The 23,958-nt window shown below is 54.9% G+C and carries 22 protein-coding genes; 14 read left to right on the top strand and 8 right to left on the bottom strand.

Annotated elements, in window-relative coordinates; translation table 11 throughout:
- Positions 1–117: 117 nt before the first annotated feature.
- Both GJ746_RS23680 and GJ746_RS23675 read left to right on the top strand, forming a co-directional pair.
- Entirely contained in the window at positions 118–1,362 is a 1,245-nt protein-coding gene (locus GJ746_RS23680) for an aromatic amino acid transport family protein (protein ID WP_154682346.1), read from the top strand.
- Positions 1,363–1,615: 253 nt separating this feature from the next.
- The gene (locus GJ746_RS23675; protein WP_154682345.1) at positions 1,616–2,719 is read left to right on the top strand and encodes a branched-chain amino acid ABC transporter substrate-binding protein; all 1,104 of its coding nucleotides are present in this window, start codon (positions 1,616–1,618) and stop codon (positions 2,717–2,719) included.
- A gap of 365 nt (positions 2,720–3,084) precedes the next feature.
- Here the strand turns inward: GJ746_RS23675 and panM are convergent, their stop codons facing one another.
- Positions 3,085–3,471 carry an aspartate 1-decarboxylase autocleavage activator PanM gene (gene panM, locus GJ746_RS23670; RefSeq protein ID WP_154682344.1) on the bottom strand — a complete coding sequence of 129 codons (387 nt, stop codon included), beginning with the start codon at positions 3,469–3,471 and terminating at the stop codon, positions 3,085–3,087.
- A 422-nt stretch (positions 3,472–3,893) separates the two neighbouring features.
- Here panM and livK point away from each other — a divergent pair, with 422 nt between their 5' ends.
- From livK to livF, 5 genes are read left to right on the top strand one after another with little or no spacing between them, the layout of a single operon-like run.
- Positions 3,894–5,003, top strand: a complete 1,110-nt coding sequence (livK, locus tag GJ746_RS23665; protein WP_154682343.1) for a high-affinity branched-chain amino acid ABC transporter substrate-binding protein LivK — start codon at positions 3,894–3,896, stop codon at positions 5,001–5,003.
- Between the two features lie 60 nt (positions 5,004–5,063).
- The gene (gene livH / locus GJ746_RS23660; RefSeq protein WP_154682342.1) at positions 5,064–5,990 is read left to right on the top strand and encodes a high-affinity branched-chain amino acid ABC transporter permease LivH; all 927 of its coding nucleotides are present in this window, start codon (positions 5,064–5,066) and stop codon (positions 5,988–5,990) included.
- A complete protein-coding gene (locus tag GJ746_RS23655) occupies positions 5,987–7,267 on the top strand; it encodes a high-affinity branched-chain amino acid ABC transporter permease LivM (protein ID WP_154682341.1) in 1,281 nt (426 codons plus the stop codon). The genes livH and GJ746_RS23655 overlap by 4 nt, the downstream gene beginning before the upstream one ends.
- Complete coding sequence (gene livG / locus GJ746_RS23650) at positions 7,264–8,031, top strand: high-affinity branched-chain amino acid ABC transporter ATP-binding protein LivG (RefSeq protein ID WP_154682340.1); 768 nt, start codon at positions 7,264–7,266, stop codon at positions 8,029–8,031. Before GJ746_RS23655 ends, livG begins: the two co-directional genes overlap by 4 nt.
- 17 nt (positions 8,032–8,048) lie before the next feature.
- Positions 8,049–8,762: a high-affinity branched-chain amino acid ABC transporter ATP-binding protein LivF gene (gene livF / locus GJ746_RS23645; protein ID WP_154682805.1), complete on the top strand. Its 714-nt coding sequence runs from the start codon at positions 8,049–8,051 to the stop codon at positions 8,760–8,762.
- Positions 8,763–8,809: 47 nt separating this feature from the next.
- On the opposite strand, the gene GJ746_RS23640 is transcribed toward livF, so the two are convergent.
- The 4 genes from GJ746_RS23640 to GJ746_RS23625 all read right to left on the bottom strand — a co-directional run bounded on the left by GJ746_RS23640 (position 8,810) and on the right by GJ746_RS23625 (position 13,661).
- Positions 8,810–10,405, bottom strand: a complete 1,596-nt coding sequence (locus tag GJ746_RS23640) for a UxaA family hydrolase (RefSeq protein ID WP_154682339.1) — start codon at positions 10,403–10,405, stop codon at positions 8,810–8,812.
- A 33-nt stretch (positions 10,406–10,438) separates the two neighbouring features.
- Entirely contained in the window at positions 10,439–11,749 is a 1,311-nt protein-coding gene (locus GJ746_RS23635; protein ID WP_154682338.1) for an MFS transporter, read from the bottom strand.
- Positions 11,750–11,767: 18 nt separating this feature from the next.
- Positions 11,768–12,667, bottom strand: coding sequence for a dihydrodipicolinate synthase family protein (locus tag GJ746_RS23630; protein WP_154682804.1), 900 nt, complete (start codon positions 12,665–12,667; stop codon positions 11,768–11,770).
- A gap of 226 nt (positions 12,668–12,893) precedes the next feature.
- Positions 12,894–13,661, bottom strand: coding sequence for an IclR family transcriptional regulator (locus tag GJ746_RS23625; protein ID WP_154682337.1), 768 nt, complete (start codon positions 13,659–13,661; stop codon positions 12,894–12,896).
- Positions 13,662–13,932: 271 nt separating this feature from the next.
- Between GJ746_RS23625 and ugpB the strand changes: the two genes are divergently transcribed.
- The 5 genes from ugpB (at position 13,933) to ugpQ (ending at position 18,916) form a co-directional block, all read left to right on the top strand.
- Positions 13,933–15,249, top strand: a complete 1,317-nt coding sequence (ugpB, locus tag GJ746_RS23620) for a sn-glycerol-3-phosphate ABC transporter substrate-binding protein UgpB (RefSeq protein WP_154682336.1) — start codon at positions 13,933–13,935, stop codon at positions 15,247–15,249.
- A 128-nt stretch (positions 15,250–15,377) separates the two neighbouring features.
- Positions 15,378–16,265 (top strand): sn-glycerol-3-phosphate ABC transporter permease UgpA, encoded by an 888-nt coding sequence (gene ugpA, locus GJ746_RS23615; RefSeq protein WP_154682335.1) that lies wholly within the window; start codon positions 15,378–15,380, stop codon positions 16,263–16,265.
- Positions 16,262–17,107, top strand: coding sequence for a sn-glycerol-3-phosphate ABC transporter permease UgpE (ugpE, locus tag GJ746_RS23610; protein ID WP_004116045.1), 846 nt, complete (start codon positions 16,262–16,264; stop codon positions 17,105–17,107). Before ugpA ends, ugpE begins: the two co-directional genes overlap by 4 nt.
- 1 nt (position 17,108) lies before the next feature.
- On the top strand, positions 17,109–18,179 hold the full coding sequence (locus GJ746_RS23605) for a sn-glycerol-3-phosphate import ATP-binding protein UgpC (RefSeq protein WP_154682334.1): 1,071 nt from the start codon (positions 17,109–17,111) through the stop codon (positions 18,177–18,179).
- A complete protein-coding gene (gene ugpQ / locus GJ746_RS23600) occupies positions 18,176–18,916 on the top strand; it encodes a glycerophosphodiester phosphodiesterase (RefSeq protein ID WP_154682333.1) in 741 nt (246 codons plus the stop codon). Before GJ746_RS23605 ends, ugpQ begins: the two co-directional genes overlap by 4 nt.
- A 17-nt stretch (positions 18,917–18,933) precedes the next feature.
- On the opposite strand, the gene GJ746_RS23595 is transcribed toward ugpQ, so the two are convergent.
- Entirely contained in the window at positions 18,934–19,254 is a 321-nt protein-coding gene (locus tag GJ746_RS23595) for a DUF2756 family protein (protein ID WP_154682332.1), read from the bottom strand.
- A gap of 120 nt (positions 19,255–19,374) precedes the next feature.
- On the opposite strand from GJ746_RS23595, the gene ggt reads away from it, so the two are divergent.
- Positions 19,375–21,117: a gamma-glutamyltransferase gene (gene ggt, locus GJ746_RS23590; protein ID WP_154682331.1), complete on the top strand. Its 1,743-nt coding sequence runs from the start codon at positions 19,375–19,377 to the stop codon at positions 21,115–21,117.
- Positions 21,118–21,163: 46 nt separating this feature from the next.
- Here the strand turns inward: ggt and yhhY are convergent, their stop codons facing one another.
- Entirely contained in the window at positions 21,164–21,655 is a 492-nt protein-coding gene (yhhY, locus tag GJ746_RS23585; protein ID WP_004126120.1) for an N-acetyltransferase, read from the bottom strand.
- 247 nt (positions 21,656–21,902) lie between these two features.
- Positions 21,903–22,562 carry a bactofilin family protein gene (locus GJ746_RS23580; RefSeq protein WP_154682330.1) on the bottom strand — a complete coding sequence of 220 codons (660 nt, stop codon included), beginning with the start codon at positions 22,560–22,562 and terminating at the stop codon, positions 21,903–21,905.
- Positions 22,563–22,822: 260 nt separating this feature from the next.
- Here GJ746_RS23580 and GJ746_RS23575 point away from each other — a divergent pair, with 260 nt between their 5' ends.
- On the top strand, positions 22,823–23,860 hold the full coding sequence (locus tag GJ746_RS23575; RefSeq protein ID WP_154682329.1) for an oxidoreductase: 1,038 nt from the start codon (positions 22,823–22,825) through the stop codon (positions 23,858–23,860).
- The last annotated feature ends 98 nt before the right edge of the window (positions 23,861–23,958 follow it).

The raw sequence follows: 23,958 nt of genomic DNA, 5'->3' as shown, positions 1-23,958 counted from the left end.
GCCGAACAGAAACAGGAGGCTGCGGCCTGGTTATTCATGCTCAGCGTGAGTGGTTTATCACCCTGATATCACCTTTTTTCCGGCAGCGGACGTTGCCGGAATAAAACGGAAAATATTATGTCTGACAACTCCACCTTTTCTTCGGTTCTGACGAGCCGGGAGCGTACCGCTGTACCTGCAAAATCCCTGAGTTTCGTTGAAGGCGTGTCGATGATCGTCGGCACTAATATCGGCGCGGGCGTGCTATCCATCGCTTATGCTTCCAGCAAAGCGGGTTTTCTGCCATTGCTGTTTTGGCTGGTCGTTGTCGGTAGCCTGACGACCGTTACTATGCTGTATGTTGCGGAGTCGACGCTGCGCACGCGCAGGCATCTGCAGCTTAGCGGCCTGTCGCAGCGCTACGTTGGGCGCTTTGGCGCGCTGATGATGTTTCTTTCCGTGTGCGTCAACAGCGTCGGCGCGCTGACGGCGTATATGACCGGCAGCGGTAAATTACTGCATTCGTTATTCGGCATCTCGCCGGCTCTCGGCAGCGCGCTGTTTTTTATTCCGGCGGCAGGGGTGCTTTATCTTGGCCTGAAGGCGATTGGCCGGGGTGAAAAATTTATTAGTATCGGGATGGTCGTTATGATCGCCATTCTCGTTGCCGCCACGTTGCTAAAAGAGACGGCGAGCGTGAGCTATCTGCTGGACGGTAACTGGCTGTATATGGTGCCGGTATTTAACGTTGTCGCCTTCTGCTTCTCCGCGCAGTATATCGTGCCGGAAATGGCCCGCGGTTTTGCAGACAAACCGGAAAAACTGCCGAAGGCCATCATGGTAGGGATGTTGTTAACCTTTTGTCTGCTGGCGCTGGTTCCGCTCTCGGTGATTGTGTTAAGCGGGCTGGATAACATTTCTGATGTGGCAACCATCTCCTGGGGAAGGGCGCTCGGCGAGTGGGCCTTCTTCTCGGCAAACCTTTTTGCGCTCTGCGCGATGCTGACTTCCTATTGGGGGCTGGGCGGCAGCTTCCTGACCAATATCTTCGATCAATTTCGCCTCGGCAGCGATGAGCAGCCGTTCAAACGCTTTAAGGTGCTAGTCGTGGTAGCCGTGCCGCCTTTTATTCTGGCCTATAGCGGAATGGTGTCCTTCGTGAACGCGCTCTACTTTGCCGGGGTATTCAGCGGAGTAATTTTATCCATCATGCCGATTCTGATACTTAAGGGCGCGCGTCGGCAAGGCGATATTACCCCCGGCTGGACCTGTCCGGCGCTGATAACGCACCCCTTAATCCAGATCTTCATCGTATTACTCTATCTTTGCAGCGCCGCCTACGCCATTGCTTCCGCCTTTGGCTACCTGCCTGCGGGTTGGTAACGCTTTTGTTTACTCCACCGCGCCTGGTGTATTCCTGCGCGGTTTTTTTGTCACTTATCTGTTACATACTCCGCAATTTTATCGTTTCCAATTCTTCTGAATGACGGTATGTTTAGCATAGTGTGCTGCAAAAGCGCAGGCGGCAGACCCTAATCTAACTATCATATGCTTTTCTTATGTGTCTAATTAGAATAATGCGCTAATAAACAACATCATAACAAATGCAAAAACCATAATAATGGGGAGCCTCAGGATGAATATGAAGGGTAAAGCGTTACTGGCAGGATGTATTGCCTTAATCATGAGCGGTGCGGCAATGGCCGAGGATATTAAAGTGGCCGTCGTTGGCGCGATGTCCGGCCCGGTAGCGCAGTATGGCGACCAGGAGTTTACTGGTGCAGAGCAGGCCATTGCTGATATCAACGCCAAAGGCGGTATCAAAGGCAATAAGCTGCAGATGGTAAAATACGACGACGCCTGTGACCCGAAACAAGCGGTTGCGGTCGCTAACAAGGTGATTAACGACGGTATCAAATACGTTATCGGCCACCTGTGCTCTTCTTCTACTCAGCCAGCGTCAGATATCTATGAAGATGAAGGTGTGCTGATGATCACCCCGGCGGCCACCGCGCCGGAGCTGACCGCTCGCGGCTATCACCTGATTCTGCGCACCACCGGACTCGACTCCGACCAGGGGCCAACCGCCGCTAAATATATTCTGGAAAGCGTTAAACCACAGCGCATCGCGATTGTTCACGATAAGCAGCAGTACGGCGAGGGTCTGGCCCGTGCGGTACAGGACAACCTCAAGAAGGGCGGCGCTAACGTGGTGTTCTTTGACGGTATCACCGCCGGTGAGAAAGATTTCTCAACCCTGGTGGCGCGTCTGAAGAAAGAAAATATCGACTTCGTTTACTACGGCGGCTATCACCCGGAGATGGGGCAGATCCTGCGCCAGTCTCGCGCCGCTGGCCTGAAAACGCAGTTTATGGGGCCGGAAGGGGTAGCGAACGTTTCCCTGTCTAACATCGCGGGCGCTTCTGCGGAAGGGATGCTGGTGACTAAGCCGAAGAACTACGACCAGGTGCCGGCGAACAAACCGATCGTGGATGCTATCAAGGCGAAGAAACAGGATCCGAGCGGCGCGTTCGTGTGGACCACCTATGCCGCGCTGCAGTCGCTGGAAGCGGGCCTGAATCAGTCTGACGACCCGGCGGAAATCGCTAAATATCTGAAGGGAACAACGGTTGAAACCGTGATGGGGCCGCTCTCCTGGAACGAGAAGGGTGACCTGAAGGGCTTCGAATTCGGCGTGTTTACCTGGCATGCCAATGGTACCGCGACTGACGCCAAATAATTTAACCTGCGCCTTTCACGCCGCAGATGCGTTGTCTGCGCCCCTCAACCCCGGTCGCTTACTGATGTAAGCTCCCGGGGATTTCGGGTCTTGACGCCTTTCTGCAGCGCGAAATTCTTGGTTAAATCCGTTGATCCTTTCCTCTGCGCATAGGCGAGGATAAACGTAAAAGCAAAAAGGCAACGTAAGTTGCCTTTTTTAGCGTTTGCTCTCTCTTCTGTGGGAGAGAGCATCAGGCGGCGCTATGCCGCATTTTCCCGGGGGCGGCGCCTGGCCCGGGCTACAGGCTGGTACGGTCTGGTTTTTTATAGCCCGGGTAAGGCGTTCGGCCGCAATCCGGGAATACTCGGCCTTCTTTCGCCGATTTATTGATTTTTTACCCAGCCGCCGGTTTGCGCGCTGAAGCCCAGCGCCTGCATAAACGCCGCCATCACGCCGCGGTCTTCTACTCCGCTATCGGCTACGCGCCAGCTGTTGATGTTCGGGTTATCGCTCAACGTCTCTTCCACTAAATACTGCCCGACGCCGCGACGGCGGGTGACTTCGCGCACGCACAGCGCGCCGAGCTCGCCCTCAACGCCATTCAGCGTTACGCGAACCGCGCCCAGCAGGCGCTCGTTAAAGCGGGCGGCATAAATACGATGGTTCTCATCTAACGTCAGCGCCGCGAGATCCTGCGACGGCCAGATTTTCCCTAAATCGATGCAGTCCTGATCGCTGAAGTGCTGTAAACGAATAATAGTCAGTTTCATGCGCGGTAGGTCCAGTTAAAACAGATGCATTAGTGTATCTAAATTCGCTGTCTGGCGGAGCGTCGTTTTTGACGGATGCATCAGGGGATTCGTTTTCCTGAACGGTGCAGGGTAGAGCAATTCATCATGGATCGAAAAATAAGCAGAATTTTAACCTGAAAAGTAGCGTTTTATTCCGCCTTATGTATCGTTATTTTATGCTGTTTACTGGACTTTTTTTGTTTATCTTCCCGCAAATACAGAATATTATCTTTGCTTAATCGCCTGAAAAATAGAGATTTTACTCTGATTTGAGGCAGAAAACATCGCTAAACCATTAAAGATAATGGTAAAAGTAGCGTTGTTTAATAAAAGCACAGCATGCTTTTTAACCATAAAAATACAAAATATTTACACCACATCATGAACGGGGTTCTGCAAGCATGAAAAGGAACGCGAAAACAATTATCGCGGGGTTAGTCGCACTGGCGATGTCCCACTCGGTAATGGCCAGGGATATTAAAGTCGCGGTTGTTGGCGCGATGTCTGGCCCGGTAGCCCAGTGGGGCGATATGGAATTCAACGGCGCGCGTCAGGCGATCAAAGATATTAATGCCCAGGGTGGTATTAAGGGCGATAAGCTGGTCGGCGTGGAATATGATGACGCCTGCGATCCAAAACAGGCCGTTGCGGTGGCGAACAAAATCGTCAATGACGGCATCCAGTATGTGATCGGCCACCTCTGCTCTTCCTCCACTCAGCCAGCTTCTGATATCTATGAAGATGAAGGCATTCTGATGATCTCCCCGGGAGCGACCAACCCGGAGCTGACCCAGCGCGGCTATCAGTACATCATGCGTACCGCAGGTCTGGACTCTTCACAGGGGCCGACCGCCGCTAAATACATCATGGAAACCGTCAAACCGCAGCGCATTGCTATCATTCATGATAAGCAGCAGTACGGCGAAGGTCTGGCGCGCTCTGTCCAGGAGAGCCTGAAAAAAAGCAACGCGAATATTGTCTTCTTCGACGGTATTACCGCCGGTGAGAAAGACTTCTCCGCGCTGCTGGCGCGCCTGAAGAAAGAAAATATCGACTTCGTTTACTACGGCGGCTACTACCCGGAAATGGGCCAGATGCTGCGTCAGGCGCGCTCCGTGGGTCTGAAAACCGTGTTTATGGGGCCAGAAGGCGTGGGTAACGCGTCGCTATCCAATATCGCGGGCGAGGCGGCGGAAGGCATGCTGGTCACGATGCCGAAGCGTTATGACCAGGATCCGGCAAACAGCGCTATCGTTGACGCGCTTAAAGCGGAGAAGAAAGACCCAAGCGGACCGTATGTCTGGATCACCTACGCCGCCGTGCAGTCGCTGGCGCAGGCGATGGACCGGGCCGGAAGCCAGGAGCCGCTGGATTTAATCAAAGATCTGAAAGCTCATGGTGCGAAAACCGTGATTGGGCCGCTGACCTGGGACGAAAAAGGCGATTTGAAGGGATTTGAGTTTGGCGTCTTCCAGTGGCATGCGGACGGGTCATCCACCCTCGCGAAATAAGCCATAAGACAAGTTATCCCACCGCCCGTGCAAAGCGGGCGGGTAGAAAAAGGTTACCTTATGTCCGAGCAGTTTCTCTATTTTCTGCAGCAGATGTTTAACGGCGTTACGCTGGGAAGCACCTACGCGCTGATTGCCATTGGCTATACCATGGTGTACGGCATTATCGGCATGATCAACTTCGCCCACGGCGAAGTGTATATGATTGGCAGCTACGTCTCCTTCATGATTATTGCCGCTCTGATGATGATGGGCATCGATACCAGCTGGCTGCTGGTCGCCGCCGGTTTTGTCGGCGCTATCGTTATTGCCAGCGCCTACGGCTGGAGTATTGAACGCGTGGCCTACCGGCCCGTGCGCAGCTCCAAACGCCTGATTGCGCTCATCTCTGCCATCGGGATGTCCATCTTCCTGCAAAACTACGTCAGCCTGACGGAAGGTTCACGCGATGTCGCCCTGCCAAGCCTGTTTAATGGTCAGTGGACGATAGGCAGCAGCGACAACTTCTCCGCTACTATCACTACCATGCAGCTGGTTATCTGGGTGGTGACGTTTATCGCTATGCTGGCGCTGACGCTGTTTATCCGCTATTCCCGTATGGGTCGCGCCTGCCGCGCCTGTGCGGAAGACCTGAAAATGGCCAGCCTGCTCGGGATTAACACCGACCGCGTCATTGCGCTGACGTTTGTTATCGGCGCGGCCATGGCGGCGGTAGCCGGTGTGCTGCTCGGCCAGTTCTACGGCGTGATCAACCCCTACATCGGCTTTATGGCCGGGATGAAGGCTTTTACCGCTGCGGTTCTTGGCGGCATCGGCAGCATTCCCGGCGCGATGATCGGCGGCCTGATTCTCGGTATTGCCGAAGCGCTTTCATCTGCCTATCTCAGCACGGAATATAAAGACGTGGTCTCCTTCGCGCTGCTGATCCTGGTTCTTCTGGTGATGCCTACCGGTATCCTGGGTCGCCCGGAGGTAGAAAAAGTATGAAACCGATGCATTTCGCGATGGCGCTGCTGTCCGCAGTAATGTTCTTTATTCTGGCTGGCGTCTTTATGGGCGTGCAGCTGGAGCTGGACGGCACCAAACTGGTAGTGGATACCGCCGCCGATATTCGCTGGCAGTGGATCTTTATCGGTACCGCAGTGGTCTTTCTCTTCCAGCTGCTGCGTCCTGTATTCCAGAAAACCATGAAGAACGTCTCCGGGCCGAAGTTTATTCTGCCGGCTATCGACGGTTCGACGGTGAAACAGAAGCTGTTCCTGATAGCCCTGCTGGTTATCGCCGTGGCGTGGCCGTTTATGGTGTCGCGCGGAACGGTGGATATCGCTACGCTGACCATGATTTACATCATCCTCGGCCTGGGTCTTAACGTGGTGGTGGGGCTTTCCGGCCTGCTGGTGCTGGGCTACGGCGGTTTCTACGCCATCGGCGCCTACACCTTCGCGCTGCTGAACCACTATTATGGTCTGGGCTTCTGGACCTGCCTGCCGCTGGCGGGGCTGGTTTCGGCGGCTGCGGGCTTCCTGCTGGGCTTCCCGGTGCTGCGCCTGCGCGGTGACTATCTGGCGATTGTGACGCTCGGTTTCGGTGAAATCGTGCGTATCCTGCTGCTCAACAACACCGCGGTGACCGGTGGTCCTAACGGGATCAGCCAGATCCCGAAACCGACGCTCTTTGGTCTTGAATTTAGCCGCAGCGCCCGCGAAGGCGGCTGGGATACGTTCAGCAATTTCTTTGACGTGAAGTACGACCCGTCCGATCGCGTTATTTTCCTCTACCTGGTTGCTCTGCTGCTGGTGGTGCTAAGTCTGTTCGTGATTAACCGCCTGCTGCGTATGCCGCTGGGCCGCGCCTGGGAAGCGCTGCGCGAAGATGAGATCGCCTGTCGTTCACTGGGCCTCAGCCCGACGCGCATCAAGCTGACCGCCTTTACCATCAGCGCTGCGTTTGCCGGTTTTGCCGGCACCCTGTTCGCCGCCCGTCAGGGCTTCGTCAGCCCGGAATCCTTTACTTTCGCCGAATCCGCTTTTGTGCTGGCGATTGTGGTCCTGGGCGGAATGGGCTCCCAGTTCGCGGTGATCCTGGCGGCGGTGCTGCTCGTGGTGTCGCGCGAGCTGATGCGTGATTTCAATGAATACAGCATGCTGATGCTGGGTGCGCTGATGGTACTGATGATGATCTGGCGTCCGCAGGGGCTTCTGCCGATGACCCGTCCACAGCTGAAGCTGAAAAATGGGCAGGCCAAAGAAGGAGAGCAGGCATGAGTCAGCCATTATTATCCGTAAACGGCCTGATGATGCGTTTTGGCGGCCTGCTGGCGGTCAACAACGTATCGCTGGAGCTGCACGAGCGGGAAATTGTTTCGCTTATTGGCCCTAACGGCGCGGGAAAAACCACCGTCTTTAACTGTTTGACCGGCTTTTATAAGCCAACTGGCGGCACCATTATGCTGCGCGATCGGCATCTGGAAGGGCTGCCGGGCCAGCAGATTGCCCGCATGGGCGTGGTGCGAACTTTCCAGCACGTGCGTCTGTTCCGCGAAATGACGGTGATTGAAAACCTGCTGGTGGCGCAGCATCAGCAGCTCAAGTCCGGTGTCTTCTCCGGTCTGCTGAAAACGCCGTCCTTCCGTCGCGCCCAGAGCGAAGCGCTGGATCGCGCCGCAACCTGGCTTGAACGTATTGGTCTGCTGGAACATGCCAACCGCCAGGCCAGCAACCTGGCCTACGGCGACCAGCGCCGTCTGGAGATTGTCCGCTGTATGGTGACCCAGCCGGAAATCCTGATGCTGGATGAACCGGCGGCAGGGCTGAATCCGAAAGAGACCAAAGAGCTGGATGAGCTGATCGTCGAGCTGCGCAGCCATCACAACACCACTATCCTGCTGATTGAGCATGATATGAAGCTGGTGATGGGCATTTCCGACCGTATTTACGTGGTAAACCAGGGCACGCCGCTGGCCAACGGTACGCCGGAAGAGATTCGCAACAACCCGGACGTGATCCGCGCCTATTTAGGTGAAGCATAATGGTGGTGACGCATAAGATGGAAAAAGTGATGTTATCTTTTGACGATGTCAGCGCCCACTACGGCAAAATCCAGGCGCTGCATAACGTCAGCCTGCATATCAATCAGGGGGAGATTGTCACCCTGATTGGCGCGAACGGCGCGGGGAAAACCACGCTGCTGGGGACGCTGTGCGGCGACCCGCGCGCCTCCAGCGGACGCGTGGTTTTCGACGGTAAAGATATTACCGACTGGCAGACGGCGAAAATCATGCGCGAAGCGGTGGCGATCGTGCCGGAAGGGCGCCGGGTCTTCTCGCGGATGACGGTGGAAGAGAACCTGGCGATGGGCGGTTTTTTTGCCGATCGCGACCAGTTCCAGACCCGCATCAAATGGGTGTATGAGCTGTTTCCGCGCCTGCATGAGCGCCGTGTTCAGCGGGCGGGCACCATGTCCGGCGGCGAGCAGCAGATGCTGGCCATCGGGCGCGCGCTGATGAGCCAGCCGCGCCTGCTGCTGCTGGATGAGCCTTCGCTCGGTCTGGCGCCGATTATCATTCAGCAAATCTTCGACACCATCGAACAGCTGCGCGAGCAGGGGATGACCATCTTCCTCGTTGAGCAGAACGCCAACCAGGCGCTGAAGCTGGCCGATCGCGGCTACGTGCTGGAGAACGGCCATGTGGTGCTGGAGGATACCGGAGACGCGCTGCTGGCGAATGAAGCCGTACGCAGCGCCTATCTGGGCGGGTAAGTAAAAATGCCCGGCAGCTGTGGACTGCCGGGCATTTTGTTTAATTTCTACAGCTCCAGCGAGCGTTTCCACAGCATAAAATCATACTGTTCAAGCGCATCCGCTTTGGTTCGCCAGGTTCCGCTGGCGGTGGCGATGATTTTCTCAAACAGGCCGTCGGCGATGTCCGCCAGCGGCGTACCCTCGATAATCGGCCCGCAGTCATAATCGATAATATCCGGCATCTTTTTCGCCAGCGCCGAGTTGGTGGATACTTTAAGCACCGGAACGATAGGGTTACCCGTCGGCGTACCCAACCCGGTTGAGAAGATCACCACGTTGCACCCCGCCGCGACCAGGCCCGTTACCGCGTCCACATCGTTGCCCGGCGTACAGACCAGTGAAAGACCGCTTGCGCCCATCGGTTCGGCGTAGTCGCATACTGCGCTAACAGGCGCTCTGCCGCCTTTTTTTGCCGCTCCGGCGGATTTGATGGCGTCCGTAATCAGCCCGTCGGCAATGTTTCCCGGACTGGGATTATCGGCGATGGTGGTACCGAAAAAGTTAGCGACATGCTCATAGTTTTTCATCAGCGCCAGAAACTTCTCTTTTAGCTCGCGGGTCGCGCAGCGTTGAACGATATCCCCTTCCGCGCCGCACAGTTCGGGAAATTCTGCCAGCCCCGAAGCGCCGCCGAGCGCGACAAGGCGATCTGAAACCTCGCCCATCGCCGGGTTGGCGCTGATCCCCGAGAATCCGTCTGAAGCACCACACTTCACGCCGATTTTGAGGTGGGAGAGCGGGACGTCCTGCCGCTCGGCGATGGGGGCCTCACGAATCGCGTTATAGGTCTCGGTCAACGCATCCTGCATCATCTTTTCTTCACTACTCCAGTCCTGCTGCCTGAAGTAGATAACCGGCTTGTTGAAGTGCGGGTTGCGCTTCGCCAGAGCGGCCTTGAAATCAACAATTCGCGCTTTTTCACAGCCGAGGGCAAAGACCGTTACGCCAAGAACGTTAGGGTGGTCGGAATAGGCGGCCAGCACGTCGCACATCGTCATGCTGTCTGAGGTGGCGCCGCCGCAGCCGGAGTTAACGGTAATACAGCGGATGCCGTCAAGATGCGGGAAGGGCAGATGGCGAGTATCGTTTAAGGCTCCAGCCGACGTTACCTGGCGAGCAAAGTTTTTCAGGCCGTTATTGGCGTAGCCAAGAGCGTCGTTTAATGCGTCGGTGACGCGCTGAACGTTGCGGTTTTCACAGAATACCAGCGGAATGACCAGCCAGTAGTTCGCGGTGGCGACCCGGCCATCTTCACGCACGATTCCCTTAAACGTCCGCTGCTGCCAGGCGGAAACATCGGGCTGCTGCCAGTCGTAGGGGGCGACGTCGTCAAGCGAAACCGGGGCCGCGTAGTGTTTGATATTCTCGGTCGTGATGGCTTCACCGCAGGCAATGGGCCGCGTCGCTTTGCCTACCGGTACGCCGTACAGCGATACAATATCGCCGGTCTCGATATCTTGAGTCGCGAACTTATGTTTGGCTTTGACATCGCTACGCAGAACGTAGGCTTCATCGTTCCAGTTCACCTGCTGCTCTTTGCGTAAGTCCTGCAGCGCAACGATCAGGTTATCGGTAGGGTCAATTTTTAAGATGGTCTGCATGTTATTTATCCTTTGTTATAGGCGCATCAGGACTTAGTGATGAGTGATCGCGACGCCGTTTGTCGCTTTTCTGCCGGCGAGGGCGGCAATAAGCAGCGCGCAGCAGACGGTGATGAGCGACAGGGCGACCAGACCAGCCGAATCGTTGCCGAAGAAGGCATCGACCTCGACGCGAATGAGCGGGGCCAGAAAGCTACAGAACGCGCCCATGGTGGTGCAAAAGCCGATACTGGCAGCCAGCGCTGACCCTGACACGATTTGCGCCGGGAAGGTCCAGAAAATAGGTTGCACGGAGAGGAAACCGATGGCCGATAGCGAGAGGGCGGCAATCGCCAGTACCGGGCCGGACCAGGCAGAAACAAACAGGCCCAGCGCTGCAGCCAGCATACAGAATACCGAGATAAGAATCCGCCGGGCTGGCATTTTGTCCGCCAGACGCGGGATGTAATAGACCCCAACGGCGGAGCAGGCCCAGGGGATAGCGGCGACCAGCGACTCTTTAAAACCGAGCGTGGAACCCATTAGCGAGGCGACTTGCGAAGGCAGGAAGAACATCAGCCCGTAAACGCTGATCTGGATGGTGCCGTAGATCAGCGCCAGGTGCCAGACCTTAAGGCTTTTCAGAGCGGTACCTACGCTGCTGGTTTCCGTCTGCTGCTGCTCCTGCTGAAGCTGGGCAATCAGCGCTTTTTTCTCTTCATCGGTGAGAAAGCGCGCTTTAGCTGGCGTATCATCAAGCCAGAACCAGGCAAAGATTCCCATGATGACCGCCGGGATGCCTTCGATAAAGAACATCCAGAACCAGCCGGGTTTACCGAGGAAGCCGTGCATTTCCAGAAGCGCGCCGGAGATGGGCGAGCCTAAGGTCAGCGCCAGCGGCACGCCGAGGACGAAGATACCGACCACGGAGGCGCGCACTTTATTAGGAAAGTAGATTGAAGCCAGCAGCAGAATACCGGGATAAAAACCGGCTTCGCCTAATCCCAGTAAAAAACGCAGAACGATAAACTGGGTCTCCGTTTGTACTAACCCGGTGAGGGCGGAGAGTAGGCCCCACAGTGCGGTAGTAATGCTTAACCATTTCTGCGCGCCAATTTTATTGAGGATCAGGTTCGCGGGAATACCAAATAGCGCGTAGGCGGCAAAAAAGATCCCCGCCCCGAGCGCAAAGGCGGAATTGGAGAGCCCAATGTCCACCTGCATCGCTTCTTTGGCAAATCCCACGTTCACCCTGTCGATAAAGGCGATGAAGTACAGAATAAACATTAGAGGAACCAGGCGTTTCCACGATTTTGTAATCGCGGAATTAAGGACCGGGTTATCATAAGCAGTGATTGTTTTCATAATACCTCCGCGTGGGGGTCAGGCATTAATTTCAATACCAGCGCGGGAAAGTATTCGTTGAATACTTTCGGTCTGGCAGGTTGCGAGTGTGCTAAAAGGCGGCGTGCAGCGGTCGGACTGAATAATACCGCGTAGCTGTAATGCTTTTTTAAAGGTTGGAATGAATGGATCGTTAACCGCGTAAATATCCATTAAATCATCCACTTTTTTCTGCAAAAGCGAAATCTGGTTCAGATCGTTATCGTTAAATGCCTGCATCCAGTCGCGGAAGACTTCAGGGCAGATATTTGATAATCCGCCTATACATCCATCTCCTCCAGATAAGACGTTGTGCGCAAAGTTATTGTCATAACCGGCATAGACTTCAAAATACGGTAGTTCAGATTTTACCTGGCGAATTACCTGCGACGTATGATTGGTGTCCGGTATGGTATCTTTAAGACCGACAATATTCGGGAACTCTCTGGCGAGCCGTAAACAAACTGCTGGCGAGACGGAGTAGCCGGTGCGCTCCGGAAAGTTATAGATAAATATTTTGGCGGCAGTGCGGCGGGCAATCTGGCTATAAAATGTATAAACGCCTTCATCCGTCAGGCGGAAGTACCACGGGCTGATAATCATGACGCCATCCAGTCCGCACTCATCTGCGTAGTTTGCCAGCTCTACGCATTCGTCAATATCCATGCGGCTGGTACCCGCATAGGCCTTTATTCCCTCGCGCGGGAATTCTGCCGCCATTTGAATTATCTGACGGGATGTTTTCATATCCAGCGAGAAAAACTCACCGGTACTGCCCATGACGACAAATCCCGATACGTTATTTTTTATGAAATCGTACAAGCGAAAATTTCCATCAGGATCCAGCCTGCCCTGTTCATCAAAAACCGTTATTGCGGGGGTGATGTAACGACTTTGCATATTTAGCCTCTTTTGTTCGTATATACAAACGTTGTTTGTATTTGCGATTAAGCATAAGTAAACACGCCATCGACGTGAAGTCAAATAGCGCAAAAGGCGGGCGGATAATTGATTAACTCAATGAATAAATGGGGAATTATGCAGAATAGTCGGGCGCCACGGAGGATCATTAAATATCGGTATTGTGTGGGTAATCACAATTCCGAAGGCGCCGTTGGCAAATAAATCAGTAATTTTTAATATCAGGAAGCTTATTCAGCACGCTTTCGATACGACCCTTGGCCTCTTTTAGCGCGTGAATAACCTGCCGCGTTTTTTCATCGCTGGCGCGGAAAGAGGGCAATGAGACGCTGATCGCCGCCAGAATAATGCCTTTCTGCTGCAGGGGGACGGCGAAACAGATGGTATCATCGTTGATTTCCCGATCGTCCATGGCATAACCGTTGGCGGCAACAAAATCCAGCTGCGGACGGAGCTGAGCCATATTCGTTACGCTGCGAGCGGTAACGGAAGGAAAACCCTGCGGATAAAGTTCCACAATTTCTTCGTCGCGGTGCTTATGCAGCAGCGCTTTGCCCAACGCGGAACAGATGGCCGGAAGGCGAGTCCCTACCTTAGAGACCAGTTGTACGGTTTGGTCGCCCTGAACTTTATCGACGTAAAGAACCCAGGCATCATCCAGAATGCCGAGCTGGCAAACCTCATTGCATTCATTGACCACCGTGTGCATTTCACCGTTGATCATTTTAAGCCAGAACTCTTTTTCAACCGTTGAGCTTGCCAGAACCGCGCATGAGATCCCCAGCGTGTAAATACCCTTGCGATCGTCGTGACTAATATATTTCCGGTACTGAAGCGATTTGAGAATTGGGAAAATGGTTCCCTTTGAAATATCGGTTTTGAGCGACAGCTCGGAGAGCGTCATTCCATCCGCGTTGGCTAATGTTTCCAGAATCAGTAAAACGCGCTCGGTAGGTTTATGAAGCGTCTTCATATTTTTCCTTGTGACGGCTCGCTGGAGAGTGCTCTTAAACGAACCCTATTTAACTACAGATCCCGGTTTATCTGTAGTCCGTCCCGCCTCTCTTTTTCGCTTTGCCATTTCCCTGACACTTTTTTTTCACCGTTTCATCATGCTTTCGCCAATTTATTGTAATATTTTTGTAATGCAATAGTTATTTTTCTGTCATTCGAGCATGTCATGTTACCCCCGCGAACATAAAACGCGTGAAATCGCGCATCCGGAACAACAAGAGAGATAACCGATGAGATCGTTACGACATACAGCTTTAGGACTGGCGCTCAGCCTGGCATTTGCCGGACAGGCCCTGGCGGTAACCACGATTCCGTTCTGGCACTCAATGGAAGGGGAGCTGGGAAAAGAAGTTGATTCCCTGGCGCAACGTTTCAACGCAGCCAACCCGGACTATAAAATTGTTCCGGTATACAAGGGTAACTATGAGCAGAGTCTGAGCGCAGGTATTGCCGCCTTCCGTACCGGCAACGCGCCGGCGATTCTGCAGGTGTATGAAGTCGGCACCGCGACGATGATGGCCTCGAAGGCGATTAAGCCGGTTTATCAGGTGTTCAGCGATGCGGGCATTAAGTTTGATGAAACGCAGTTCGTGCCTACCGTCTCTGGTTATTACACCGACTCGAAAACCGGTCATCTGCTCTCCCAGCCGTTTAACAGCTCCACGCCGGTACTGTACTACAACAAAGATGCCTTCAAAAAAGCCGGTTTAGACCCGGAGCAGCCACCAAAAACCTGGCAGGATCTGGCGGCGTATACCGCGAAGCTGAAAGCAGCCGGGATGAAGTGCGGCTACGCCAGCGGCTGGCAGGGCTGGATTCAGATTGAAAACTTCAGCGCTTGGCACGGCCTGCCGGTGGCAAGCAAAAACAACGGCTTCGACGGTACCGATGCGGTACTGGAGTTCAACAAGCCGGAACAGGTCAAGCATATCGCCCTGCTCGAAGAGCTGAACAAGAAGGGCGACTTCAGCTACTTCGGGCGTAAAGACGAATCCACCGAGAAGTTCTATAACGGCGACTGCGCCATCACCACCGCTTCCTCCGGCTCGCTGGCGGATATCCGTCAGTACGCGAAGTTCAACTACGGCGTCGGTATGATGCCTTACGACGCCGACGTGAAGGGCGCGCCGCAGAACGCCATTATCGGCGGGGCCAGCCTGTGGGTGATGCAGGGTAAAGATAAAGAAACCTATACCGGCGTCGCCAAATTCCTCGATTTCCTGACCAAACCGGAAAACGCTGCCGAATGGCACCAGAAAACCGGCTACCTGCCGATTACCACCGCCGCCTACAACCTGACCCGCGAACAGGGCTTCTATGATAAGAACCCGGGCGCGGATATCGCTACGCGTCAGATGCTGAACAAGCCGCCGCTACCGTTCACTAAAGGCCTGCGTCTGGGCAATATGCCGCAAATCCGCACCATCGTGGATGAGGAGCTGGAAAGCGTCTGGACCGGTAAGAAAACGCCTCAGCAGGCGCTGGATGCCGCCGTTGAGCGCGGTAATCAGCTGCTGCGCCGTTTTGAGCAGTCGACGAAGTCGTAATCTTATAGCCAGCCCCTTATCCTGACCTTCTCCCCGACGGGGAGAAGGGATCGCCCGGAGCCGTCTTTTCTCCCTCGCCCCGCCGGGGAGAGGGCCGGGATGGGGGAAAACCAACTCAGAGTTTAACTATGTCATCATCCCGTCCGGTGTTCCGCTCGCGTTGGCTGCCCTATGTGCTGGTCGCGCCGCAGCTGGTTATCACCGTTATTTTCTTTATCTGGCCTGCGGGCGAAGCGCTGTGGTATTCGCTACAGAGCGTTGACCCTTTTGGGCTCTCCAGCCAGTTTGTCGGTCTGGACAACTTTTTAGCCCTGTTCCACGACCCGTACTATCTGGATTCCTTCTGGACCACCATTAAGTTCAGTACCCTGGTCACCGTCAGCGGCCTGCTGATCTCGCTGTTTTTCGCCGCGCTGGTGGATTACGTGGTGCGCGGCAGCCGCTTCTATCAGACGCTGATGCTGCTGCCCTATGCCGTTGCGCCCGCGGTAGCCGCGGTGCTGTGGATCTTTTTATTCAATCCGGGACGCGGGCTGATTACCCACCTCCTCGGCGAGATGGGCTATGACTGGAACCATGCGCAGAACAGCGGCCAGGCGATGTTTCTTGTCGTCTTCGCCTCGGTCTGGAAGCAGATTAGTTACAACTTCTTATTCTTTTTTGCCGCACTGCAGTCTATTCCGCGCTCGCTGGTTGAAGCCGCCGCCATTGACGGCGCCGGGCCGATTCTCCGCTTCTTCAGGCTGGCGCTGCCGCTGATCGCTCCGGTGAGTTTCTTCCTGCTGGTCGTCAACCTGGTATACGCCTTTTTTGATACTTTCCCGGTTATCGATGCCGCAACCGGCGGCGGGCCGGTACAGGCAACGACGACGCTGATTTATAAAATCTACCGTGAGGGTTTTGCCGGGCTCGACCTGTCCGCTTCCGCTGCCCAGTCGGTGGTGCTGATGTTCCTCGTCATTATTCTGACGGTGGTGCAGTTCCGCTATGTTGAGAGAAAGGTGCGCTACCAATGATTGAGAACCGTCGCGGGCTGACGATTTTCAGCCACACTATGCTGATTTTAGGCATCGCGGTCATTCTATTCCCGCTGTATGTCGCCTTTGTTGCGGCAACGCTGGACAGTAAAGCGGTCTTCGACACGCCAATGACGCTGATACCTGGCGGGCATCTGCTCGAAAACATGAAATTCATCTGGGTGAACGGCGTAGGGGCCAACAGCGCGCCGTTCTGGCTGATGATGCTCAACAGTTTCATCATGGCCTTTGGCATCACGGTGGGCAAAATTACGGTATCGATGCTCTCCGCTTTCGCCATCGTCTGGTTTCGCTTTCCGCTGCGCAACCTGTTCTTCTGGATGATCTTTATCACCCTGATGCTGCCGGTTGAAGTGCGTATTTTCCCGACCGTGGAAGTGATTGCCAATCTGAAGATGCTCGACAGCTATGCCGGACTCACGCTGCCGCTGATGGCCTCGGCGACCGCCACCTTCCTGTTCCGACAGTTCTTTATGACCCTGCCGGACGAACTGATTGAAGCCGCGCGCATTGACGGCGCCTCGCCGATGCGTTTCTTCCGTGACATCGTGCTGCCGCTGTCGAAAACCAACCTGGCGGCGCTATTCGTGATCACCTTTATTTACGGCTGGAACCAGTATCTGTGGCCGTTGCTGATTATTACCGACGTTAATCTCGGCACGGCGGTTGCGGGCATCAAAGGGATGATCGCCATCGGCCAGGGAACCACGCAGTGGAATCAGGTGATGGCGGCGATGCTGCTCACGCTGATTCCTCCGGTTGTTATCGTTTTAGCCATGCAGCGCGCGTTTGTGCGTGGTTTAGTGGATAGTGAGAAATAAAATGGCAGGACTGAAGCTACAGGCAGTAACCAAAAGTTGGGATGGTAAAACCCAGGTGATCCAACCGCTGACGCTGGACGTCGCGGACGGTGAATTTATCGTCATGGTTGGCCCTTCGGGCTGTGGAAAGTCAACCCTGCTGCGTATGGTGGCGGGTCTGGAGCGGGTCACCAGCGGCGATATCTGGATTGACCGCAAGCGCGTCACCGAAATGGAACCGAAAGATCGCGGCATTGCGATGGTGTTCCAGAACTACGCTCTCTACCCGCATATGAGCGTGGAAGAGAATATGGCGTGGGGCCTGAAAATTCGCGGTTTAGGTAAAGGATTAATTGCTGAGCGCGTCCAGGAAGCGGCGCGTATTCTGGAGCTGGATGGCCTGCTGAAGCGCCGTCCGCGTGAGCTCTCCGGCGGCCAGCGCCAGCGGGTAGCGATGGGACGCGCTATCGTGCGCGACCCGGCGGTATTCCTGTTTGACGAACCGCTCTCCAACCTTGATGCCAAACTGCGCGTGCAGATGCGTCTTGAGCTGCAGCTGCTGCACCGGCGGCTGAAAACCACCTCGCTGTACGTGACCCACGATCAGGTGGAGGCGATGACTCTCGCCCAGCGGGTAATGGTGATGAATAAAGGCATTGCCGAGCAGATCGGTACACCGGTCGAAGTCTATGAAAAACCGGCCAGCCGCTTTGTGGCGAGCTTTATCGGCAGCCCGGCAATGAACCTGCTGGAAGGTCGGGTCAGCGACGACGGAAGCCGCTTCGAGCTTGAGGGCGGAATGCTTTTACCTGTCAACAGCGAGCATCGCCGCTTCGCCGGGCGTAAGATGACGCTGGGTATCCGCCCGGAACATTTTGCATTAAGCTCCGGGGCGGAAGGTGGCGTACCGCTGGTGATGGATACGCTGGAAATTTTAGGTGCCGATAACCTCGCCCACGGGTGCTGGGGTGAGCAGAAGCTGGTGGTCCGGCTGCCGCACCAGCAGCGTCCGCGCTCGGGCAGCACCCTGTGGCTGCATCTGCCGCAGGAAAGTCTGCACTTTTTTGATAGTGAAACAGGACAACGCGCATGAGCCACTGGCCTTATCCCCATATCGTCGCCCACCGCGGCGGCGGTAAGCTGGCCCCGGAAAACACCCTGGCGGCCATCGATACCGGCGCTCGTTACGGTCATACGATGATTGAGTTTGACGCTAAGTTATCGAAAGACGGGCATATTTTTTTACTGCACGATGACAATCTCGAACGCACCAGCAACGGCTGGGGCGTGGCGGGCGAGCTGGCGTGGAACGATCTGCTCAAAGTGGATGCCGGCAGCTGGTACAGCGGCGAGTTTAAAGGCGAGCCGCTGCCGCTGCTGAGCGAGGTGGCCGAACGCTGCCGCCAGCACGGCATGATGGCCAACATCGAAATTAAACCGACTACCGGTACCGGTCCGCTGACCGGTAAAGTTGTGGCGCTGGCGGCCCGCGAGCTGTGGCAAGGAATGACCCCGCCGCTGCTGTCATCGTTTGAAATCGATGCTCTGGAAGCTGCGCAGGAAGCCGTGCCCGAACTACCGCGCGGGCTGTTGCTTGATGAGTGGCGGGACGACTGGCGCGAGCTTACCGCGCGCCTCGGCTGCGTTTCGATTCATCTCAACCATAAGCTGCTGGATGAAGCGCGCGTCGCGAGCCTGAAGGCCGCAGGCCTGCATATTCTTGTCTATACCGTCAATAAACCCCAGCGTGCCGCCGAACTGCTGCGCTGGGGGGTCGACAGCATCTGCACCGATGCGATTGACGTTATCGGCCCCGGCTTCCCGGCATAATCTGTTACAGACGACCCTTACGGGGTCGTCTGTCGCTGTAGCATCCCACCGTTGTTGTTGGGGAGGGGCTGCTGGCGGTTCAGGTTGTTATTCTGCTGTACTCGCTGCCGATCGTTATTCAACTGCGTCTGCAGACGCTGCTGCTGGGTGCGCGACTGGCTTTGAATACCCTGCTTCAGGTTATTTTGCTGCTGCATTTGCTGGGTCTGCATCTGGTTTTGCATCCGCTGCTGGCTGGGCACCACGTACCCCGGCTGATTAGGGTTATTGTCGATATTGATCGGCTGCGCCAGAGCGCTTAGCGGCAGCAGCGCCGCCAGAAATAGCATAGCTTTCATTGTTCTCTCCTCCCTTTCATGGGATCCCTTAAGTTTATCCTCTTTCCGGCACAACAATGATTTTTTAAGACTTATCATCCAGGATTATGGGTAAATAAAAACATCATCAGGAGTATGACAATGATAAAAACAACGCGCTGGCGTCAGGTCGTCATCGCTGCTTTGCTGGCGGGCGGGAGCTTTACCGTCGCGGCAAATCCAGCACCGCCTCCGGTTTCTTATGGTGTAGAGGAAGACGTTTTTCATCCGGTCCGCGCTCAGCAGGGGATGGTGGCCTCGGTAGATGCGCTGGCCACTAAGGTCGGCGTGGATATTCTGCGTCAGGGCGGCAACGCGGTGGATGCCGCCGTGGCGGTAGGCTATGCGCTGGCGGTTACCCATCCGCAGGCCGGTAATATTGGCGGCGGCGGGTTCATGATGCTGCGAACCAAAGACGGTAATACGACGGCGATTGATTTTCGAGAGATGGCACCGGAACAGGCCACCCGCGATATGTTTCTCGACGACCAGGGCAATCCGGACAGCAAGAAATCGCTGGCCTCCCATCTGGCTTCCGGCATCCCGGGCACCGTGGCCGGTTTCTCTCTTGCGCTGGAGAAATACGGCACGATGCCGCTCAATAAAGTGATTCGCCCGGCGATTAAGCTGGCGGAAGAGGGCTTCACGGTCAACGATGCGCTGGCCGACGATCTGAAAACCTACGGTAGTGAAGTGATCCCTGGCCACGCCAACAGCCGGGCCATCTTCTGGAAAAACGGCGAGCCGCTGAAAAAGGGCGATAGGCTGGTGCAAAAACAGCTGGGCAAAAGCCTGGAGCTGATTGCCGAGCTGGGGCCGGATGCCTTCTATAAAGGCGCAATTGCCGATCAGATTGCATCAGAGATGAAGAATAACGGCGGGCTTATCACCAAAGCGGATCTGGCAAATTACAAAGCGGTCGAGCGCACGCCGGTTAGCGGTGATTATCGCGGCTACCAGGTGTTCTCCATGCCGCCGCCTTCATCCGGGGGCGTTCATATCGTGCAGATCCTCAATATCCTGGAAAACTTCGATATGCATAAGTACGGCTTCGGCAGCGCCGACGCCATGCAGGTGATGGCGGAAGCGGAAAAGCACGCCTATGCCGACCGCTCGGAATACCTTGGCGATCCGGACTTCGTCAAAGTGCCGTGGCAGGCGCTGACCAGCAAAGCGTACGCCAAATCGATTGCCGAACAGATAGACATCAATAAAGCCAAACCGTCGAGCCAGATTCGCCCCGGCAAACTGGCGCCGTATGAAAGCAACCAGACCACGCATTTTTCGGTGGTGGATAAGGACGGTAACGCCGTTGCGGTGACCTATACGCTGAATACCACCTTTGGTACCGGCATCGTGGCGGGAGACTCCGGGATTTTGTTGAACAATCAGATGGATGACTTCTCCGCTAAGCCCGGTGTGCCGAACGTCTACGGGCTGGTAGGCGGCGACGCCAACGCCGTTGAGGCGAAGAAGCGCCCCCTGTCGTCGATGTCGCCGACCATTGTGGTGAAAGATGGTAAAACCTGGCTGGTGACCGGTAGTCCAGGCGGCAGCCGTATCATTACTACCGTCCTGCAAATGGTGGTGAATACTATCGACTTCGGTATGAACGTTGCGGAAGCTACCAACGCCCCGCGCTTCCATCATCAATGGCTGCCGGACGAACTGCGGGTAGAAAAGGGCTTTAGCCCGGACACGCTGAAGCTGCTGGAGAGTAAAGGGCAGAAAGTGGCGCTGAAAGAGGCGATGGGCAGTACCCAGAGCATTATGGTTGGCCCGGACGGCACGCTGTACGGCGCATCCGATCCGCGTTCGCCGGATGATCTCACGGCAGGATATTAGTTTTCCCCTAACCCTCTCCCTTTCAGGGCGAGGGTTAGGGTGAGGGTCATCCCTTCAGCCGCGCCATAAAGTACGCATCAACATATTCGCCGTTGCGCAGGGCATACTTTCTCCCCGTACCTTCAATTTCAAAGCCTAATTTCTGATACACCGCCACCGCGGGAGCGTTATCCACAAACACCGTCAACTCAATACGGTCGACGCGCAGCCAGTTGTCGCACATGTCGATCATGGTGCGAATCAGCTCACTGGCAACGCCGCGATTGTGCCATCGTGAATCCACGCAAATGCCGAAATCGGCGACGTGGCTCCGGCGCGGGCGCTGGATAACCTCAATGGCGAGGTGCCCCACGACCTGGTCATCTATGCTGGCGACCAGCTGTTTGACGCCCGGTCGGTCGGTTAGTCGCTCGTGCCACATATGGCTGGAAGGATGAGGAACCTGTAGCGTGTTGTGATACACCTCCGGCTGAGCATGGATCTGACGGATTGCGTCGTAATCTTTGGCTTCGGCATGGCGTATCACTATGTCGCTCATTCTTCATTTCCTCGGTGGGTTTATAGTCCCTGTAAACATCACTGACTTTAAAAAATGCGTCAACGACTATTTTTTGCAAAAAGGAGTGGACAAGTGCGAATGAGAATGATTATTATTGCATTGCGTTCAGGGAGACCCTCGCGGAAAGCCTGAAAGCACGACATTGCTCACATTGCTTCCAGTATTACTTTAGCCAGCCGGGTGCTGGCTTTTTTTTTGCTTTTTTCAGGAAGCACCCGGATGAGCTTTATTGCGCCACTTCTGCGCTTTGTCTATCGATCTTGTCTTTGCTTTCAGGCGCGGTATCCGCGATAAAACCCACGACGTTGCTCTTTTCCGCTACCGGCGGCAACACTTCTGCCTGACCGGAAAACACGCCACCCTTTTTAATCGCCAGCGTACGGTAGGTCAACGTGCCGGTGACTTTGCCGTTCTTATCGATTTCAATCGTCTCACCGTGACACTGGCCGATGACGCAGCCGTCGATAATCAGCTCGCGACAGGTGATATTTCCCTCTACCAGACCTCCGGTCATAATCTTAATTTGGCTCTCTTCAGCGTCGATATTGCCGCTTACTGTACCGTAAATATCAACATTGCCCTCGGAAGTGATGTTGCCCTCCAGGCGGATACCGCTGGCGATAACCGTGGCGACAGGTTTTTTGGTCACCGCTGGCTGAGGGTCGCTGTTTGGCACGGTAGTATTCAGCGCGGAAGGCGTAGCTTCAATGGTTTTATTCTTTTTAAACATATGGTTAATCCGATGGTATTGAAAATGAATAACGAAAGATGACAAAGACAAGGAGCCCGAGAGGCAGGCCAGATAGGCGGATTCGAAGCACCAGGCCATCAGGCCAAGCAGCCAAAAAAGAAGGGCGCTATTTAAGGCAATATATTTGCTTTCCATGCGAACGAGATGGCTACTCCTTTAGTCATCGTGTTTTGGAAAAGGTGAGTGCGACGGATGGGACGTCAAGCCGGCTAGCGCACTGGATAAAAAATGCTCTTTCCCGAGGATTCCTCTTATCCGGAATTTAACCGTTAGGGTCAATGAATTTAAGCGATAAATTTAACATTTAAGAATTTACCAATACTAATTGCAGGGGTTAAGTTCGGGACTGGCTTGCGCTATGGTTAATAGCAGAGATCTTAACTAAGGACAGCGTTATGACTTTGCACTGCGCATTTATTGGATTTGGCAAAAGCACCACCCGCTACCATCTTCCCTACGTACTGTACCGAAAAGACCGCTGGCACGTAGCGCATATCTTTCGCCGCAGCGCAAAACCGGAGGAGCAGGCGCCGCAGTATTCGCATATCCATTTCACCAGCGACCTCGACGAAGTGCTTAACGACCCGCAGGTAAAACTGGTGATTGTCTGCACCCACGCGGACAGCCATTTTGCGTATGCGAAACGGGCGCTGGAGGCGGGTAAAAATGTGCTGGTTGAAAAGCCCTTTACCCCGACTCTGGAAGAGGCAAAAACGCTGTTCGCTCTGGCGAAAAGCAAGGGGCTGACCATTACTCCCTACCAGAATCGTCGCTTCGATTCCTGCTTCCTGACGACAAAAAAGGTGATTGAGAGCGGTAAGCTTGGCGAACTGGTCGAGATAGAGAGCCATTTCGACAACTATCGCCCGGTGGATGGAGGGAAACCAGGACTCCCGCAGGACGGCGCGTTCTACGGCCTCGGCGTCCATACTATGGACCAGATTATCTCCCTGTTTGGTCGCCCGGACCATGTCGCTTACGATATCCGTAGCCTGCGCAATAAGGCCAATCCGGACGATACCTTTGAGGCTCAGCTGTTCTACGGCGATCTGAAAGCGATTGTGAAAACCAGCCATCTGGTGAAGCTGGCCTACCCAAAATTTATCGTCCATGGACGTAACGGTTCGTTTATTAAATACGGAATTGACCAACAGGAGACCAGTCTGAAGGCCAATATTATGCCGGGCGAGCCGGGATTTGGCGCGGACGATACCGTTGGTCTGCTGGAGTACGTCAATGAGGCGGGAGAAACCGTGCGGGAAGAGATTGCGCTGGAAACCGGCGACTATGGCCGAGTCTATGATGCGCTGTATGAAACCCTGGTTAACGGCCAGCCAAATTTCGTCAAGGAATCTGAAGTTCTCACAAATATGGAGATTCTCGAACGCGGCTTTGAACAGCCTTCTCCAGCCACGATAACCCTTTCCAGATAAGCGATAACGGCTCCTCTGCACTTGTTCATATTTTTTGAAAAGAGGAGTCAATTTTCACCCTCTATGATCGTTTGGGGTTTGGGTCCACACTTACTCCA

Source organism: Klebsiella oxytoca, from assembly GCF_009707385.1.
GTDB lineage: Bacteria > Pseudomonadota > Gammaproteobacteria > Enterobacterales > Enterobacteriaceae > Klebsiella > Klebsiella oxytoca_C.
Note: the sequence above shows the minus strand (reverse complement) of the source record. Positions and strands in the feature narration are given on the sequence as shown.

Bases quoted from the DNA above. Each gene is read 5' to 3' on its own strand.
- livG (WP_154682340.1), top strand. From the start codon at position 7,264: ATGAGTCAGCCATTATTATCCGTAAACGGCCTGATGATGCGTTTTGGC.
- GJ746_RS23575 (WP_154682329.1), top strand. From the start codon at position 22,823: ATGACTTTGCACTGCGCATTTATTGGATTTGGCAAAAGCACCACCCGC.
- ugpQ (WP_154682333.1), top strand. From the start codon at position 18,176: ATGAGCCACTGGCCTTATCCCCATATCGTCGCCCACCGCGGCGGCGGT.
- ugpE (WP_004116045.1), top strand. From the start codon at position 16,262: ATGATTGAGAACCGTCGCGGGCTGACGATTTTCAGCCACACTATGCTG.
- ggt (WP_154682331.1), top strand. From the start codon at position 19,375: ATGATAAAAACAACGCGCTGGCGTCAGGTCGTCATCGCTGCTTTGCTG.
- GJ746_RS23595 (WP_154682332.1), bottom strand. From the start codon at position 19,254: ATGAAAGCTATGCTATTTCTGGCGGCGCTGCTGCCGCTAAGCGCTCTG.
- GJ746_RS23635 (WP_154682338.1), bottom strand. From the start codon at position 11,749: ATGAAAACAATCACTGCTTATGATAACCCGGTCCTTAATTCCGCGATT.
- GJ746_RS23580 (WP_154682330.1), bottom strand. From the start codon at position 22,562: ATGGAAAGCAAATATATTGCCTTAAATAGCGCCCTTCTTTTTTGGCTG.
- GJ746_RS23680 (WP_154682346.1), top strand. From the start codon at position 118: ATGTCTGACAACTCCACCTTTTCTTCGGTTCTGACGAGCCGGGAGCGT.
- GJ746_RS23640 (WP_154682339.1), bottom strand. From the start codon at position 10,405: ATGCAGACCATCTTAAAAATTGACCCTACCGATAACCTGATCGTTGCG.
- ugpA (WP_154682335.1), top strand. From the start codon at position 15,378: ATGTCATCATCCCGTCCGGTGTTCCGCTCGCGTTGGCTGCCCTATGTG.
- livK (WP_154682343.1), top strand. From the start codon at position 3,894: ATGAAAAGGAACGCGAAAACAATTATCGCGGGGTTAGTCGCACTGGCG.
- GJ746_RS23605 (WP_154682334.1), top strand. From the start codon at position 17,109: ATGGCAGGACTGAAGCTACAGGCAGTAACCAAAAGTTGGGATGGTAAA.
- GJ746_RS23655 (WP_154682341.1), top strand. From the start codon at position 5,987: ATGAAACCGATGCATTTCGCGATGGCGCTGCTGTCCGCAGTAATGTTC.
- livH (WP_154682342.1), top strand. From the start codon at position 5,064: ATGTCCGAGCAGTTTCTCTATTTTCTGCAGCAGATGTTTAACGGCGTT.
- GJ746_RS23625 (WP_154682337.1), bottom strand. From the start codon at position 13,661: ATGAAGACGCTTCATAAACCTACCGAGCGCGTTTTACTGATTCTGGAA.
- GJ746_RS23630 (WP_154682804.1), bottom strand. From the start codon at position 12,667: ATGCAAAGTCGTTACATCACCCCCGCAATAACGGTTTTTGATGAACAG.
- livF (WP_154682805.1), top strand. From the start codon at position 8,049: ATGGAAAAAGTGATGTTATCTTTTGACGATGTCAGCGCCCACTACGGC.
- yhhY (WP_004126120.1), bottom strand. From the start codon at position 21,655: ATGAGCGACATAGTGATACGCCATGCCGAAGCCAAAGATTACGACGCA.
- ugpB (WP_154682336.1), top strand. From the start codon at position 13,933: ATGAGATCGTTACGACATACAGCTTTAGGACTGGCGCTCAGCCTGGCA.
- panM (WP_154682344.1), bottom strand. From the start codon at position 3,471: ATGAAACTGACTATTATTCGTTTACAGCACTTCAGCGATCAGGACTGC.
- GJ746_RS23675 (WP_154682345.1), top strand. From the start codon at position 1,616: ATGAATATGAAGGGTAAAGCGTTACTGGCAGGATGTATTGCCTTAATC.